General features: G+C 73.0%; 15 protein-coding genes and 1 tRNA gene. 7 read left to right on the top strand and 9 right to left on the bottom strand.

The window, feature by feature from the left end:
- The first annotated feature begins 5 nt into the window (after positions 1-5).
- From ABZ564_RS18830 to ABZ564_RS18805, 6 genes are all read left to right on the top strand, one after another.
- Complete coding sequence (locus tag ABZ564_RS18830) at positions 6-653, top strand: ABC transporter permease (protein WP_360857281.1); 648 nt, start codon at positions 6-8, stop codon at positions 651-653.
- Positions 646-1908 carry a betaine/proline/choline family ABC transporter ATP-binding protein gene (locus ABZ564_RS18825; protein ID WP_360857278.1) on the top strand — a complete coding sequence of 421 codons (1263 nt, stop codon included), beginning with the start codon at positions 646-648 and terminating at the stop codon, positions 1906-1908. Before ABZ564_RS18830 ends, ABZ564_RS18825 begins: the two co-directional genes overlap by 8 nt.
- Complete coding sequence (locus ABZ564_RS18820; protein WP_360857275.1) at positions 1905-2777, top strand: ABC transporter permease; 873 nt, start codon at positions 1905-1907, stop codon at positions 2775-2777. The genes ABZ564_RS18825 and ABZ564_RS18820 overlap by 4 nt, the downstream gene beginning before the upstream one ends.
- Entirely contained in the window at positions 2774-3766 is a 993-nt protein-coding gene (locus ABZ564_RS18815) for a glycine betaine ABC transporter substrate-binding protein (RefSeq protein WP_360857272.1), read from the top strand. Before ABZ564_RS18820 ends, ABZ564_RS18815 begins: the two co-directional genes overlap by 4 nt.
- An 83-nt stretch (positions 3767-3849) precedes the next feature.
- Positions 3850-4461 carry a winged helix-turn-helix domain-containing protein gene (locus tag ABZ564_RS18810; RefSeq protein ID WP_360857269.1) on the top strand — a complete coding sequence of 204 codons (612 nt, stop codon included), beginning with the start codon at positions 3850-3852 and terminating at the stop codon, positions 4459-4461.
- A gap of 14 nt (positions 4462-4475) precedes the next feature.
- Positions 4476-4676 carry a hypothetical protein gene (locus ABZ564_RS18805; protein WP_360857267.1) on the top strand — a complete coding sequence of 67 codons (201 nt, stop codon included), beginning with the start codon at positions 4476-4478 and terminating at the stop codon, positions 4674-4676.
- 11 nt (positions 4677-4687) lie between these two features.
- Here the strand turns inward: ABZ564_RS18805 and ABZ564_RS18800 are convergent, their stop codons facing one another.
- From ABZ564_RS18800 to ABZ564_RS18775, 6 genes are all read right to left on the bottom strand, one after another.
- Positions 4688-5467 (bottom strand): S16 family serine protease, encoded by a 780-nt coding sequence (locus ABZ564_RS18800; protein ID WP_360857264.1) that lies wholly within the window; start codon positions 5465-5467, stop codon positions 4688-4690.
- A 116-nt stretch (positions 5468-5583) separates the two neighbouring features.
- Entirely contained in the window at positions 5584-6225 is a 642-nt protein-coding gene (locus tag ABZ564_RS18795; RefSeq protein ID WP_136201975.1) for a helix-turn-helix domain-containing protein, read from the bottom strand.
- 432 nt (positions 6226-6657) lie between these two features.
- Positions 6658-8439 (bottom strand): DEAD/DEAH box helicase, encoded by a 1782-nt coding sequence (locus ABZ564_RS18790; protein ID WP_360857261.1) that lies wholly within the window; start codon positions 8437-8439, stop codon positions 6658-6660.
- Between the two features lie 124 nt (positions 8440-8563).
- Positions 8564-8947 (bottom strand): type II toxin-antitoxin system death-on-curing family toxin, encoded by a 384-nt coding sequence (locus tag ABZ564_RS18785; RefSeq protein ID WP_360857258.1) that lies wholly within the window; start codon positions 8945-8947, stop codon positions 8564-8566.
- The gene (locus ABZ564_RS18780) at positions 8944-9141 is read right to left on the bottom strand and encodes a CopG family transcriptional regulator (protein ID WP_360857452.1); all 198 of its coding nucleotides are present in this window, start codon (positions 9139-9141) and stop codon (positions 8944-8946) included. Before ABZ564_RS18780 ends, ABZ564_RS18785 begins: the two co-directional genes overlap by 4 nt.
- Positions 9142-9186: 45 nt before the next feature.
- Positions 9187-10659 (bottom strand): MFS transporter, encoded by a 1473-nt coding sequence (locus tag ABZ564_RS18775; RefSeq protein WP_360857255.1) that lies wholly within the window; start codon positions 10657-10659, stop codon positions 9187-9189.
- Positions 10660-10843: 184 nt separating this feature from the next.
- On the opposite strand from ABZ564_RS18775, the gene ABZ564_RS18770 reads away from it, so the two are divergent.
- Positions 10844-10918 (top strand) — tRNA-Cys (locus ABZ564_RS18770).
- Positions 10919-10975: 57 nt separating this feature from the next.
- Here ABZ564_RS18770 and ABZ564_RS18765 read toward each other — a convergent pair.
- From ABZ564_RS18765 to ABZ564_RS18755, 3 genes are read right to left on the bottom strand one after another with little or no spacing between them, the layout of a single operon-like run.
- On the bottom strand, positions 10976-13312 hold the full coding sequence (locus ABZ564_RS18765; protein ID WP_360857252.1) for a xanthine dehydrogenase family protein molybdopterin-binding subunit: 2337 nt from the start codon (positions 13310-13312) through the stop codon (positions 10976-10978).
- A complete protein-coding gene (locus ABZ564_RS18760) occupies positions 13309-14811 on the bottom strand; it encodes a 2Fe-2S iron-sulfur cluster-binding protein (protein ID WP_360857249.1) in 1503 nt (500 codons plus the stop codon). The genes ABZ564_RS18765 and ABZ564_RS18760 overlap by 4 nt, the downstream gene beginning before the upstream one ends.
- Positions 14808-15704 (bottom strand): FAD binding domain-containing protein, encoded by an 897-nt coding sequence (locus ABZ564_RS18755; protein ID WP_360857246.1) that lies wholly within the window; start codon positions 15702-15704, stop codon positions 14808-14810. Before ABZ564_RS18755 ends, ABZ564_RS18760 begins: the two co-directional genes overlap by 4 nt.
- Positions 15705-15713 lie beyond the last annotated feature (9 nt).

Below are 15713 nucleotides of genomic sequence, written 5' to 3'. Positions count from 1 at the left end.
GACGGGTGAGCTTCTGGGAGTACGTGGCCAACCGTCACCAGCAGTTGCTCACCGACGCCTTCCAGCACGTCAGCGCGGTCTTCCAGTGCATGGTCATCGCCACCCTCCTCGGGGTCCTGATCGGGGTCGTCAGCTACCGCAGCGGCTGGGGCTCCTCGGTGGCGATCACCTCGACGGCGACCGTGCTGACCATTCCGTCCCTCGCCGCCATCGGTCTGCTGATCCCGCTGGTCGGCCTCGGGGTCGCCCCCACGGTGATCACCCTGACGCTGTACGGGCTGCTGCCCGTCGTCCGCAACTCCATCGTGGGCCTGCGCGGCGTCGACCCCGCCCTGGTGGACGCGGCGAAGGGGATCGGGATGTCGCGGACCGCGCAGCTGCTCAAGGTGGAACTGCCGCTGGCCTGGCCGCCGATCCTCACCGGCATCCGGGTATCCACCCAGATGCTGATGGGGATCGCCGCCATCGCCGCGTACGCCTCCGGGCCCGGCCTCGGCAACGAGATCTTCCGCGGCATCGCCTCCCTGGGCAGCGCCAACGCGATCAACCAGGTGCTCGCGGGCACCCTCGGCATCGTCGTCCTCGCCCTGCTCTTCGACGCCGCGTACGTCCTGCTGGGCCGGCTCACCATCCCGAGGGGGATCCGTGTCTGATACCGCGGCGGAATCCGGGCAGCCGCCCACGCCCGAAACCACCTCCGGCGCCACCATCCAGCTGGAGAACCTGTCCAAGCGCTACCCGGGCAACCCCAGCCCGGCCGTGGACAACGTGTCGATGGAGATCAGGGCCGGCGAGACCGTGATCTTCGTGGGGCCGTCCGGCTGCGGGAAGTCCACCACGCTGAAGATGATCAACCGGCTGATCGAGCCGACCGCCGGCCGGATCAGGATCGGCGACGAGGACGTCACCGACATGGACCCGGTGAAGCTGCGCCGGAAGATCGGGTACGCGATCCAGTCGTCCGGCCTCTTCCCGCACATGACGGTCGCCGAGAACATCGCCCTCGTCCCGAAGATGGCGGGCTGGTCCAAGTCGCGGGTGAAGGACCGGGTCGAGGAGATGCTCGACCTGGTCGGCCTCGACCCGCGCGAGTTCCACGGCCGCTATCCGCGCGCCCTCTCCGGCGGCCAGCAGCAGCGCGTGGGCGTGGCCCGGGCGCTGGCCGCCGATCCGCCGGTGCTGCTGATGGACGAGCCGTTCGGCGCGGTCGACCCGATCACCCGCGACCACCTCCAGGACGAGCTGATCCGGCTCCAGCACGAACTGCACAAGACGATCGTCTTCGTCACCCACGACTTCGACGAGGCGATCAAGCTGGGCGACCGGATCGCGGTGCTGCGCGAGCGGTCGCACATCGCGCAGTTCGACACCCCGGAGGCCATCCTCACCAACCCGACGGACGACTTCGTCTCCGGCTTCGTCGGCGCGGGCGCGGCCCTGAAGCGGCTCAACCTGACCCGGGTGCGGGAGGTGGAGATCGCCGACTTCCCGACCGTGACGGTGGACGACCCCCTCCAGTCGATCTTCAACAAGCTGCGCGCCGGTTCGTACAACGAACTGCTGATGCTGGACCGCAGGAACCGCCCCTACAAGTGGCTGCGGCGCGGCGACCTGATGCGGGCCCGGGGCTCCCTGGCGCGGGCCGGGCAGCTGATCCACGACACGGTGACCCGGGACGCCACGCTGCACGACGCCCTGGAGGCGGTGCTCACGGACAGCGGCGGGCGGGTCGCGGTCACCGGCCGGCGCGGCGAGTTCACCGGGGTCGTCGACATGCACACCCTGATGAACTCGGTGCACGAACTCCTGGAGGCGGACCGGCTGACCGCCATCGAGCACCAGCACGACCTGGAGGAGCTGCGCGTCCACCAGACCGCCCAGGAGCAGGAGGGCGGTGCGGGCGCATGACCCCCGACTCCCCCTCCGGGCCCTCCCCCGCACCCGGCCGCGAACGGCCGCCGGGCGAGCACGACGTGCAGGGCCGCGCCTTCCGCGACGAGGAGGAGGCCGAGCCCGCCCCGCGGCCGGCGAAGCCGCCGCGCCGGATCACCTGGCGCAAGCTGGTGGTGCTGCCGGCGGTGCTCGCGGTGGTGCTGATCCTCACGTACGTCTGGATCGAGAACGTCCACCTCGACTCGGTCGCGGAGAACTCGCTGGCCGGTGACACGGTCGAGGTGCGCTGGTGGCAGCACGTGAGGCTGACCGCGATCTCCACGTTCTGGGTGCTGATCATCGCCATCCCGCTGGGCATCGCGCTGACCCGGCGCGGCCTGAGCAAAGCCGCTCCGGTGGTCACGGCGATCGCCAACATCGGGCAGGCGACCCCGGCGATCGGCCTGCTGGCCCTGCTGGTGATCTGGCTCGGCATCGGCCCGTCCACCGCCATCACCGGCATGGTGATCTACGCGGTGCTGCCGGTGCTCTCCAACACGGTCGCCGGTCTCCGGGCGATCGAGCCGAGCATGGTGGAGGCCGCGCGCGGTATCGGCATGTCGGCCATGGGCACCCTCACCAGGGTCGAACTCCCCCTCGCCGTCCCGCTGATCCTGGCCGGGGTCAGGACCGCGCTCGTGCTGAACGTGGGCACGGCGACCCTGGCGACCTTCGGGGGCGGCGGCGGGCTCGGCGACCTGATCACCTCGGGCATCCAGACCCAGCGCATGCCGGTCCTGGTGCTCGGCTCGGTCCTGACGGTGGTGCTGGCGCTCCTGGTGGACTGGCTGGCCTCGCTGGCCGAGGTGGCGCTCACCCCGCGCGGTCTGGAGGTGGGGCGATGAGGACGCGGCGGACGGCGCGGCGGGCGCGTACGGCCCTGGCGGGCGGGGCCGCGCTGGCCCTGGTGCTGGCGGGGTGCGGGCTGAAGAGCGGGTCGCCGATGGTGGACGACGTGGTGCCCGGGTCCGTCGGGCAGGGGCAGCCGCTGGACGGCGCGTCGCTGACCGTCACCTCGAAGAACTTCAGCGAGAACATCATCCTGGGCCAGATGATCGGGCTGATCTTCAAGGCGGCCGGGGCGGAGGTCCTCGACCGGACGAACCTGCCCAGCTCGACCAGCGCCCGCGAGGCGCTCATCCAGGGCGACGCGGACGCCGAGTACGAGTACACGGGCACCGGCTGGATCACCTACCTCGGGCACGCCGAGCCCATCGCCGACCCGATGGAGCAGTGGAAGGCGGTGCGCGACGCGGACCTGAAGAACGGGGTGACCTGGCTGCCGCCCTCCACCCTCAACAACACCTACGCGCTCGCCATCAGCCGCAGGAACAACGCCAAGTACCACCTGAGGACGCTCTCCGACGTGGCCGCGCTGGCGAAGAAGAACCCCTCGGCGGTGACGGTCTGCGTCGAGAACGAGTTCGCCTCGCGCGACGACGGGCTGCCCGGCATGGAGAAGAAGTACGGGATGTCCCTGCCGGCCGCCAACATCCGCAAGATGGACGCGGGCATCATCTACACCCAGGTCTCCAAGTCCGACTCCTGCCTGCTCGGCGAGGTCTTCACCACGGACGGCCGCATCAAGGCGATGGACCTGGTGGTCCTGGAGGACGACAAGCACTTCTTCCCCAACTACAACGCGGCGCCCGTGGTGCACACCCCGACGCTGGAGAAGTACCCGGAGATCGCCGGCCTCCTCGACCCGCTCAGCAAGCGGCTGAACACGGAGGTCGCCCAGGTCCTGAACGCCAAGGTGGACGTGGAGGGCCAGGACCCGCACGACGTGGCGAAGGACTGGCTGATCGAGGAGGGGTTCATCAAGGAGGGGTGAGAGGCGGCGGGGCCGGGGAGAGTTACAAAGATCCTTTGCAAAGGCCCGTTGCAAAACTCTCTTTGCAACTCTACGGTGGAGCCATGCCACTCGACGAACCGCACGACGACCACAGCGCGACGGCGGCCGAACCGGATCTCCTGAACATCGACGCCCGCGCCCTGCGCGGGCTCGCCCACCCGCTGCGGCTCCGCCTGCTCAACGCCCTGCGGGAGCACGGCCCCGCCACCGCGTCCGGCCTCGCCGGCCGGCTGGGCGAGTCCAGCGGGGCCACCAGCTACCACCTGCGCCAACTGGCCTCGTACGGCTTCGTCGAGGACGACCCGACGCGCGGCAAGGGCCGCGAACGCTGGTGGCGGGCGGCGCACGCCGGCACCTCCTTCGACGCGGACCTCCTGCACGACGCCGACCCCGAGGTCCGAGGCGCCATGGGCCTCGTCCTGCACGAGATCGCCACGCTGCACGCGCAGGAGCTGGGCACCTGGCTCGGCACGATGCACGAATGGTCCCGCGAGTGGTACGAGGGCTCCAGCCTCAGCAACTTCAAGATCCGCCTCACCCCCGAGCTCTCCCTCGAACTCGTCGAGCGGATACACGAGTTGATCAACAGCTACCGCGGCCGCGTCCCCGAGGACACCGAGGGTTCCGCCGTCGTCCGCACCCACCTGCACGTCTTCCCGCGCCGCACCGACTGAAGGGACCGACCGCCATGAACCCCGAGACCTACCTCGCTCCGTACCGCGTCCACTCCCCCGAGACGCGCCTCCACGTCCGCGACCTCCGCCTCGCCCGCCGCACCGCCCTGCGCCGGAAGCTGCGGAGCACACTGGGCTGGACCATGGTCGAGGTGGGCCTGCGCGTGCTCCCGACCGGCCCCGGCCGCCCGGCCCACGCCCCTCGTACGGCGTAGCGTCCCGAAGCTCAGCAGCCGGGGATCTTCCCGCCGCGGTCCAGGGCCCGCAGCGAGTTCACCGCGTCCTTCAGCGTCGTGACCGGGATCAGGCGCAGGCCCTTCGGCAGCTCGGACTTCGCTTCCTTGCACTCGGCCTTCGGTACGAGGAAGACGGTCGCCCCGTCCCGCCGGGCCGCCTGCGTCTTGAGCGACACCCCGCCGACCGCGCCGACCTCGCCGTCCGCCTCGATGGTGCCCGTGCCGGCGATGGTGCGGCCGCCGGTGAGGTCGCCGCCCGAGCCGTCGCCGTCGAGCTTGTCGACGATGCCGAGCGCGAAGAACAGGCCGGCGCTGGGGCCGCCGACCTCCGCCAGGTGCAGGGTGACGTCGACGGAGCCGGGCCCCAGGCCCAGGTAGTTCAGCGCGGCGTCCACGGCGGCGTCCTGGGACTCCGCCATGTCGTCCAGGTTGTGCTGCTCGATCTCCTTCTCGGAGCCGCCGGTCGGGTAGACGGAGTCGCGGGGCATCACGGCCCTGTCCGTACGGAACCAGCTGTCGACGACGTCACCGATGCCGACCTCCTCCTCGGGGCCGGTCGCCACGATCGTCGTCATCCGCAGCTCGCCCTCGGTGGGGCGGGTCGGGGTCCCCTCGATGCTGATCACGGGGGTGCCGCGGTCGTCCCCCAGCACGTCCGCGGTCGTCCCCGGCTGCGCGAGCGTGAACGGCAGCGGCGCGAAGGCGGCCACGCCGAGGAGCGCGGCGACGGGGAGGGCGGCCAGGGCGAGGGTGCGGGGCGGTGTGAACACGCGCCCCAATCTAACGTGCGACCCGGCCGGGGCTTCGGCCCACCGAGGGCGTCGGTCCCCGGCGAGCCGGTTCCGTCCTCAAACGCCGGACGGGCTGGGTCTCTCAGCGCAACGCGTCAGCGCAGCGCGTCCGCGACCTCGCGGGCCGCGTCCACGACACGGGGGCCCACCCGCTCGGGTACGGAGTCCGCCAGCATGACCACGCCGACGCTGCCCTCCACCCCCGTCACACCCATCAGCGCCGCCGCCGCGCCGCTCGCGCCGGCTTCGAGTTCGCCGTGGGTGAGGGTGAAGGCCGTCTCGCCCACCGGCTTCTGGCGGGCGGCGAGGATCGCCCGGCCGGCGGCCCCCCGGTCCAGCGGGTGGCGGAAGCCCGCCCGGTAGGCCACGTGGTAGTCGGTCCAGGTCGGTTCGACGACCGCGACGGCCAGCGCGTCCGAGCCGTCGACCAGCGTGAGGTGGGCGGTGGCCCCGATGTCCTCGGCCAGCGAGCGCAGCGCCGGCAGCGCCGCCTCCCGTACGAGCGGGTGCACCTGGCGGCCCAGGCGCAGCACGCCGAGACCGACCCTCGCCCGGCCGCCCAAGTCACGGCGGATCAGGGTGTGTTGTTCCAGCGTGGCGAGCAGACGGTAGACCACGGTGCGGTTGACGCCGAGTTTGTTGGACAACTCGGTGACCGTCAGACCGTGGTCGGTGTCGGCGAGCAGCTTGAGGACACGCAGTCCTCGGTCGAGCGTCTGGGAGGTTTCCGCGGTCACGACGCCCTCTCCTCCGTGGGTGAGCGGCGGCGGCTGTCCCGTGGGAGGTGCGCCACCGGTCCCGGGGCGACGCACGGAGAGGCCGCCGGCCTGGCCAAGGCACCGGCTGCGCTCCGCGGCCACATTGCCACGGGGCGTTCACATTTTTTTGGACAGTAGCGAGCGGGTCCGCTCAGCGGAAGACCTCGTCCAGAATCCGGTCGCCCCGGTGAACCGGCTCGCAGTGCGGGAGCATAAGCGCCGGTCAGCGGCGCGCGGACCGTTCACGGCACATCTACGCGCGTCCATGTCGGCCGACTCGTCCGCGACGCTCCGTAGCCCGAAGGCGAACCGCCGTTGACCCACCGTGAAAATTTTTCCGGCCGATTCTTCGTTCGAAGGGGGCCCCGGGACCCTCGCGGCGAGGATTCCGGGGCCCGGGCCGTACGGCGGTCACCTCATCCGGGTGGCCCACTCCTGGACCTTCTTGATCCGCTGCTCGATCTGCCCGGCGGTGGCCTCCGCGCTCGGCGGCCCCCCGCACACCCGGCGCAGCTCGGTGTGGATGACGCCGTGCGGCTTGCCGCTCTGGTGGGTGTAGGCCGAGACCATGGTGTTCAGCTGCTTGCGCAGGCCGAGCAGCTGCTTGTGCGTGACGACCGGCCGGTCCTGGGCCGGCTTCTCCAGCAGGTCGGCCTCCGAGGCGGGCTTCTGCCTGCTGTGCGCGATCTGCCGGGTCTGCCGCTTCTGGAGCAGCAGCTGCACCTGGTCGGGTTCGAGGAGGCCGGGGATGCCGAGGTAGTCCTGCTCCTCCTCGCTGCCGGGGTGCGCCTGCATGCCGAACTCGGCACCGTCGTACAGCACCCGGTCGAAGACCGCGTCGGACTCCAGGGCCTCGAACGGCAGCTGCTCCTCGGTCTCCTCGTCCTCCAGCCGCTCCGCGTCCGCGAGGAGCTTGTCCTCCTCGGCGAACGGGTTCTCCTCGTCGCCGCCCTTCTTGGGCCTGTCGAGGACGTGGTCCCGCTCGACCTCCATCTCGTTGGCGAACTCGAGGAGCATCGGGATGGTCGGCACGAAGACGGACGCGGTCTCCCCGCGCCTGCGGGAGCGCACGAAGCGGCCGACCGCCTGGGCGAAGAACAGCGGGGTCGAGATGGTGGTCGCGTACACCCCGACGGCCAGGCGCGGCACGTCGACGCCCTCGGACACCATGCGGACCGCGACCATCCAGCGCGACTCGTCCTGGCTGAACTTGTCGATCTTCTTCGACGCGGCCTTCTCGTCGGAGAGGACGACGGTGGCCGACTCTCCGGTGACCTTCTTCAGGATCTTGGCGTACGCGCGTGCCGACTCCTGGTCCGTGGCGATGACGAGCCCGCCCGCGTCCGGGATGCCCTTGCGGACCTCGGTGAGCCGCTTGTCGGCGGCGCTCAGCACGTTGGGGATCCAGTCACCGGTGGGCGACAGGGCGGTGCGCCAGGCCTGCCCGATGGCGTCCCTGGTCATCGGCTCGCCGAGCCGGGCCTCGATCTCGTCGCCCGCCTTGGTGCGCCAGCGCATGTTGCCGCTGTAGCTGAGGAAGATCACCGGCCGCACGACGCCGTCGGCCAGGGCGTTGCCGTAGCCGTAGGTGTAGTCGGCGGAGGAGCGGCGGATGCCGTCGTCGCCCTCCTCGTACACGACGAACGGGATCGGGTTGGTGTCCGACCGGAACGGCGTACCGGTGAGCGCGAGCCGCCGGGTCGCCGGGTCGAACGCCTCCTGGCAGGCCTCGCCCCAGGACTTGGAGTCACCGGCGTGGTGGATCTCGTCGAGGATGACCAGGGTCTTGCGCTGCTCGCACCGGTTGCGGTGCAGCATCGGGCGCACGCCGACGCCCGCGTAGGTGACGGCGACCCCGTGGTACTCCTTGCTCAGCGGACCGGCGCTGTAGTCGGGGTCGAGCTTGATCCCTATCCGGGCGGCCGCCTCGGCCCACTGCTTCTTCAGGTGCTCGGTGGGCGCGACGACGGTGACCTGCTGCACGACGTGGTGGTGCAGCAGCCAGGACGCGAGGGTCAGCGCGAAGGTGGTCTTCCCCGCGCCGGGGGTGGCGACCGCGAGGAAGTCGCGCGGCTGCTCCTGGATGTACTTCTCCATGGCGCCCTGCTGCCAGGCTCGCAGCTTGCCGGCCGTGCCCCAGGGGGCGCGGCCGGGGAAGGCGGGTGAGAGGTGGTGGGAGGCGGTAGTAGTCACGGTCTCCGGTTCGGGTCTCTCGAGTACGTGTGGGGTGCCCCGCAGGACAGCTTGGCCACCCTACTGGCACCCACACGTGATTCTCGTACAAGCGGACCGAGGGGCCGTAGCAGTGCGACTCAGTTCACATGCCCGCGTGCAGTGCACGGAGACGCCGCGCGATCTCTCCTACGTCGTCCAGACTGCCCTGCGCCACCTCGACGACGAGCTTGTACGCCTCGTCCTGGTCCACGGCCACCATCTCCGAGCCGTTGAAGTCGAGGAACACGACCGTGGACATCCAGGCCATGCGCTTATTGCCGTCCACCAGGGGATGGTTCACCGCCAGCGACTGCAGCAGCGCGGCGGCCTTCTCGAAGAGGTCCGAGTATGCCTCGACGCCGTACATCTGTGACTGGGGCCGGTGGACCGCCGAACTCAGTAGCCCCAGGTCACGCACCGCTACCTGCTGCCCCCCGCACGCGAGTTCCGCCAGGTCCAGCACTTCCTGGACCGTCAGGTACTTCACTCCCCCAGCCTCCTCAACAGGTCGGCATGGTGAGCCGCGTACTTGGCGCCGAGCCGACGCACCTCGTGACGGTCGGCCTCCTGCTCCAGGTACCGGTCGATCGCCAGAAGCACTATGGCGTGCATGCTCCGGCCCTCTTCCTCCGCACGGAGCTTGAGCGCCTCTTGCTGGTCGTCACGCAGACGCAGGTTCATAGCCATACCACGACAGTACCACACATGGGGCCACCGCGGTACCACTTACCGTTCCCGCACCCGCCCCGCCACCCACGCTCCCGCCAGGGCCACCGCCGCCATCGGGAAGAAGACCACCGCGAAGGCGCCCGGGTGGGAGGCGGACGCGGCTTCCGCCACCTCGTGGGCCGCGTCCACCGCGCCGCCGCCCAGCGCGGCGAACGCCGCGCCGCCCGCGGCCAGCAGGAGGACGTTGGAGAGGCCGTCGGAGATCTGGAGGGCGGCCGAGTTGGCACCGGCCTCCTCGGGGGCGGACAGCTTCAGGAGCAGCACGCTGGTGGAGGCGATCACCACGCCCATGCCGAAGCAGCCGAAGGCCCAGGCGACCGCCACGGTCCACACCGGCACGGAGGTGATCAGCACGGCCGGGGCCGCCGCGATGGAGAGGGCGACCAGGACCATGGCACCGACCATCAGGGGCTCGCGGCGCGATTCCATGCGCGGCCGGGACTGCACGTAGGAGCCCAGCGCCCAGGTGCCGCCGCCCGCCGCCAGGGAGAGGCCCGCGAGGGTCGGGGACATGCCGCGCTGGGTGACCAGCATCAGCGGGACGAACGATTCGGCGGCGATGAACGACCCGGCGGCCACCCCGCGCAGCAGCACCACCGCGGGCAGCCCGCGCGCCGCGCGCCACGTGCCGTGGGGCAGCAGGCCCCGGATCGCGGGGACGAGCAGCGCGGCCCCGGCGGCGGCCGGCAGCAGGGAGAACCAGTTCCGCTCCTGGCCGGCGTACTGGAGCAGCCCGGCGCCCAGCGAGATGCCCAGCGCGAGCGCGATGCGCCGGCGGTCGTACGCCTCCACGGGCGCCTCCGGGTCCGCGGGCCCGGCAGCCATGCGCCGGATCTCGGGCAGCGCGAGCGCCAGCGGGAAGACGATCAGGACCGGGATGCCGATGAAGACCCAGCGCCAGCCCAGGTGCTCGGTCACGCTTCCGGCGGCCAGCGGCCCGACGACCGAGGGGATCACCCAGCTCGCGGCGAACGCGGCCAGGATCCCCGGCCGCAGGCGCTCCGGGTAGGCGCGGCTGATCACCACGTACAGCGCGACGATCACCAGCCCGCCGCCGAGCCCCTGCACGGCGCGGCCCGCGATGAACATCCACATGGAGCCCGCGGTCCCGGACAGCAGGAGCCCCGCCGCGAAGGCGCTGATCCCGGCGGCCAGCGGGGCGAGCGGGCCGCGCCGGTCGGCCCACTGCCCGGACAGGACCATGGCGAAGAGGCTGGTGGTGAAGTACGCCGAGAACGCGAACGCGTACAGCGGGATGCCGTTCAGCTCACGCGCGGCGACCGGCATCGCGGTCCCCACGGCGGTGGCCTCGAAGGCGATCAGGAACACCACGGAGACGATGCCGATGCTGAGCGCCCGGTAGGTCCGCCCGAGGATCCCCTCCGGCGGTACGGGGGCGGGGAGGCCGGGGACGTCGATGTCTTCGTCGAGGCGCGGGACATCGGTGTCACGCGGTTCCAGGGCGGTCATGAGCCAAGGGTAAGGGGCGAAACACCTGATGAACCCTGTCGGTGGTCGGCCCCGGTCTCGGCCCTTGGTCCTACGCCTGCCGCCCCGCTCGTGAACGGCGTGTGGCAGTCGCGTTGCACGGCCGCCGGAAGCCTTGAGAGGGCCGTGCGGCCGGGCCTACGGTCGGTTCGGCGACACCACGCAGGACCGTGTGCCCGAGAGGCTCAGGGGCTCGACTGCAACTCGAGTTACACCGGTTCGAATCCGGTCACGGTCTCCACGCACCACCGCCCGCCCCTCGCTCGGAGGGGCGGGCGGTGTCATGTGTCCGGGACGCTCAGCCCTTCGGTGCCGCGACCGCCGCCTGGGGGCGGATCGGGAGGCGGTTGACCGGGCGGCCGGTCGCCGCGCGGACCGCCGCGGCCACCGCGGCCGGCGAGGTCACGACCGGCACCGCCGACGCCGGCTTCGCGCCGAACGGGGCGACCACGTCGCGCTCCTCGACGAGCTTGACGATGCGGATCTCCGGCGTGTCCAGCGAGGTCGGCAGGGCGTAGCCGGTGAGGTCCGGGTGGCGGACCAGGCCGCGGGCGGTGCGCAGGTTCTCGGTGAGGGCGGCGCCGATGCCCTGGGTGACGCCCGCCTCGATCCGGGTCGCCAGCTGGGACGGGTTGAGGACGCGGCCGACGTCCTGGGCGAGGGCCATCTCGACCACGCGGACCGAGCCCAGCTCGATGTCGACGTCCACCACCGCGCGGACCGCGCAGAACGCCATGCCCACGAAGGCGTCGCCCTGCCCGGACTCGTCCAGCGGTTCGGTGGGGTGCGGGCGGCACTGGGCGGTGGCCCACAGCTCCTTGCCGTCCAGCGCCTCCGACACGGTGGTGGAGAGCACCCCGTCGTACGAGGTGATCTTGCCGTCGGTGATCTGGAGCAGCTCCGTGGACATCCCGAACTTGTGCGCCAGGGGCTGGAGGAGCTGGGTGCGGACCATCTTCGCGGCGCGTTCGACGGCGCCGGCGGAGACCCAGGTGTGGCGGCCGTGGGCGGCCGGGCCCGCCGGCGGCTGGTCGGTGTCGACGGAGGCGACGTGCACCTCCTCGACGCCCAGGGTCTCCTGGACGACCTGGCGGGCCAGCGTGGAGAAGCCCTGCCCCGTCTCGACGGCCGCGCAGATGACGGTGGCGACCGAGTCGTGGACCCGGACCGTGGCCGTGGACACCTCGTCGGCGCCCTCCGCGCCGAGCATGTGGACCATGCCCAGCGCGTACCCGACTCCGCGCCGCACCGCGCCCGGTTCGCCCGCGCCCTCGGGGCCGCCCGGCAGCAGCCAGTCGTCCTCCGGGGCGTCCTTGGGCAGCGCGGGCAGCGGGAAGTCCCGGACCGCGGTGAGCAGTTCGGCGACGGGCGCGGGGCAGGTCACCGTCTGCCCGGTGGGCAGGATGTCGCCGGTGGCCAGGACGTTGCGCATCCGCAGCTCGGCCGGGTCGATCCCCAGCTTCGCTGCCAGCTTGTCCATCTGGCCCTCGTAGGCGGCGCAGACCTGCATCGCGCCCTCGCCCCGGACATGGCCGGACGGCGGGTTGTTCGTACGGACGGCCCAGCCCTCGATGAAGGCGTGCGGGACGACGTACGGGCCGCAGGCGAAGGCGACCGCGGCGGCCAGCGACTCCGACGAGGCGTCCGCGTAGGCGCCCGCGTCCAGCAGGATCTGGGCCTCCACCTTGACCAGGCGGCCCTCCGCGTCCGCGTGGTGGCGGTAGCGCAGCAGGGCCGGGTGGCGGTGGGCGTGGCCGAGGAAGGACTCCTCGCGGGTGGCGGCCAGCTTCACCGGGCAGCCGGTGCACAGGGCGAGCAGGCCCAGCGGCAGCTGGAAGCCGGGGTCCTCGCGGTCGCCGGTCGCGCCGGGCACGCCGGTGACGACGACCTTGACCCGCTCCGGTTCGAGGCCGAAGCAGGCGGCGGCCAGGTCGCGGTCGGTGTGCGGGTCGGTGGAGGCGGTGTACAGCTCGACCCCGCCGTCCGGCCGGGGCACCGCGAGCCCGGCCTCGGCGCCGATCGGGGCCGGGTCCTGGCGGCCGATGCGGTACAGCCCCTCGACGACGACCTCGCCGGTGGCCTCCGGGTCGCCGTAGCGCAGCGGGATGTGGCGGACGAGGTTGCCGTCGGGGTGCAGCGGATCGGCGGCGAACGCCTTCTCGGGGTCGGTGACCGCTTCCAGCACCTCGTACTCGACGGCGATCGCGGCGGCGGCCAGCCGGGCGGTGTCCGGGTGGTCGGCGGCGACGGCGGCGATCGGCTCGCCGTGGTGGCGGACCAGGTCGGAGGCGAAGACGGGGCGGTCGACGACCCTGCGGCCGTACAGGGCCTCGCCCGGCACGTCCTGGTGGGTGACGACCGCGCGTACGCCGGGCATCTCGGCGGCGGCCGAGGTGTCGATGGACACGATGCGGGCGTGCGCGTGCGGGGAGCGCAAAACGGCCGCCCAGAGCAGGCCCTCGGCCCACAGGTCGGCGGCGTACGGGAAGGTGCCCTCGGTCTTGGCGCGGGCGTCGGCCGGCGGCAGCGAGGCGCCGATGCCGAGCCGCGGCCGCTCGGCCTCGGGTCCGCCCGGGCCGGCCGGCGAGGGGATGCCGATCGCCGTGTGGGCGGCGCCGGCCGCTTCGTTGCTCACGCCATGCCTCCGTCCTGCTGGTGGGCCTGCACACTACCGGCGCCCGGGGCCGCCTGGTGCGGGATGCGGGCCTCGTCCGGCTCCGCGGATCCGGCCGCTTCGGCGGTCGCTTCGGCGGCGGCCTCGCGACCCGCGATGACCTCGTTGACGGCGTCCAGGACGCCCCGGTAACCGGAGCAGCGGCAGAGGTTGCCGCACAGCGCCCGGCGGGTCTCCAGCTCGCTGGGGCGGTGGTTGCCCTCCAGGAGGTCGTGGACGGTCATCGCCATGCCGGGGATGCAGAAGCCGCACTGGACGGCGCCGCAGCCGGCCAGCGCCCGCTGCACGTCGGACGGTTCCCCGTCGACGGCCAGGCCCTCGACCGTACGGACCTCGCTGCCGGCGGTCGTGGCGGCGGGGACCAGGCAGGAGGCGACGAGCCGGCCGTCCACCTGGACGTTGCACGCCCCGCACTCGCCCTGCGAGCAGCCGTCCTTGGCCCCGGCGAGGCCGAGGCGCTCGCGCAGCACGTAGAGCAGGGACTCGCCGATCCACGCGTCGGTGACGGGCCGGTCCACGCCGTTGACATGGAGCACGTACGAGGCGGCGGGGTGCTCGCTGGGCCCTTCGGCTACGGGGGGTGCCTGGGGTGCCTGCGCCCCGGGGTCCGCGGCGGGCCCGGCACCGGCGTGGGCCCCCTCCGTGTCGGGCACCGCGTCCTCGCGCACCTCCGCGACGGGCCCGGCGTCGGGCTCCGCGGCGTCCGCCTCCGTGACGGCGCCGGATCCCGGCGCGACGGGGTGCTGTTCGTCGGGGACGGGCGGCGAGGCCTCGGGGCCGCCTTCGGCCGGAACACCCGCCGGGGCATCGGCGGGACCCTCCGCCGGACCGTCGGCCGGGGGCTCCGCCGGCGCGTCCGCGCCGGCCTCCCCCTGCTCCCGCCCCGTCTCGCCGGCCGCGGCCGGCTCCGGGACCGCCCACGGGGCGGGGGCGCCGCCCGGGAGGGTGGCCGGGCGGTCCGCGTACCAGTCGGCGGCGGGCGGGGCGGTGTACAGCTCGCCGGAGTCGTCCGAGAGCTCGCCGCCCGGCGAGGCGGCCGGGGCCGGCCAGGACACCGAGGTGTCGACGGACCACTGGGCCGTGGCGGCCGGGTCACCGGCGTACGGCTCCTGGTAGGGGCTCGGGTGCTGCTGCGCTCCGGGGTGCGGATAGCCGTAGCCGGACTGCTGGTTCGGGTCGGGCCAGTGCACCGCGTCCGGCGCGGAGTGCCCGGGCCGGCCGGTCTGCTGTTCCGGGGGCCGGGCGGCCCAGCCGCCGGTGGCCGACGGGTCGCGGCCGGCGGCGGGGGTCAGCGGCAGGATCATCGGCGGTGTGTAGCCGTGGCCGGGCGCGGCCAGCGGGATGTCCGCCAGGTCCTCCGGCGGCAGGTGGACGAAGGCGGTCGCCTCACCGTCGTACTCGCCGCCCTGCGGGGTCGGCTGCCAGCCGGCGTGCTGCTCGGCGGGGTTCTCCTTGCTCACGACAGTGCCCTCCCCAGCGCGCGTCGGGCGAGCGCGGCGACGGTGCGCCGCAGGTGCAGTACGGCGGGGGGCAGCGGTGGCGCCTCTCCCCCCTCGGCGGGTGGTTCCTGGTCCGGGACGCAGGCGGCCGCGACGTACTCGCCGAAGGCGGCCAGCGCGTCGGTCGCGAGGCCGCGTGCCCCGTCCCAGTCGATCAGTGAGGCGATCCAGCGCTCGGCCTCCAGCGGGCGCAGCGGCATCGGCGCGATGGCGCCGACCGCGCAGCGCACCCCGCGCCTGGCGGGGTCGAGGACGATCGCGACGGATGCGGTGGCGCGGCCCGGGCCGGTGCGGCCGGTGGCCTTGAGGAAGACCTGCGGGGCGTGCAGCAGCGGAACGCGGACGAAGCCGATCAGTTCGGCGGGCTCCAGCATCTCGCGGCCGGCCAGCAGGTGGGAGACGGGGATCTCGCGGCGGGCGCCGCCGGGGCCCGCGATGACGAGTTCGGCCTCCAGCGCGGCGAGCACCGGCAGCGTGTCGCCGGTCGGGGCGGCGGACGCGATGTTGCCGCCGAGCGTGCCGGCGTTGCGGATCTGCGGCGGGCCCGCGGCGCGGGCGGAGGCGGCGAGCGCGGGGATGAGGGCCGCGAAGTCGGGCCGCCCCATGCGGGCGTGGGTCAGGCCGGCGCCCAGCAGGGCGTGACCGTCCTGGTAGTGCCAGCCGCGCAGCTCGCTGATCCGGCCGAGTCCGACCAGACCGGAGGGGCGCAGGAGCCCCTTGTTGACGGCCGACATCAGGTCCGTGCCGCCTGCCACGGGGACGGCGGCCGGCATGGCGCCGAGTGCCGCCACCGCCTCGTCCAGCGAGGCAGGCAGCGTCACGGACTGCGTCGCCTGCGGTGCGTGCGTGGTCAACCCAGCTGC

Source organism: Streptomyces sp. NPDC019224 (assembly GCF_040632605.1).
In the GTDB taxonomy this organism is placed as follows: Bacteria; Actinomycetota; Actinomycetes; order Streptomycetales; family Streptomycetaceae; genus Streptomyces.
The sequence above is the reverse complement of the archived record's forward strand: the minus strand, read 5'-3'. Positions and strand labels throughout refer to the sequence as shown.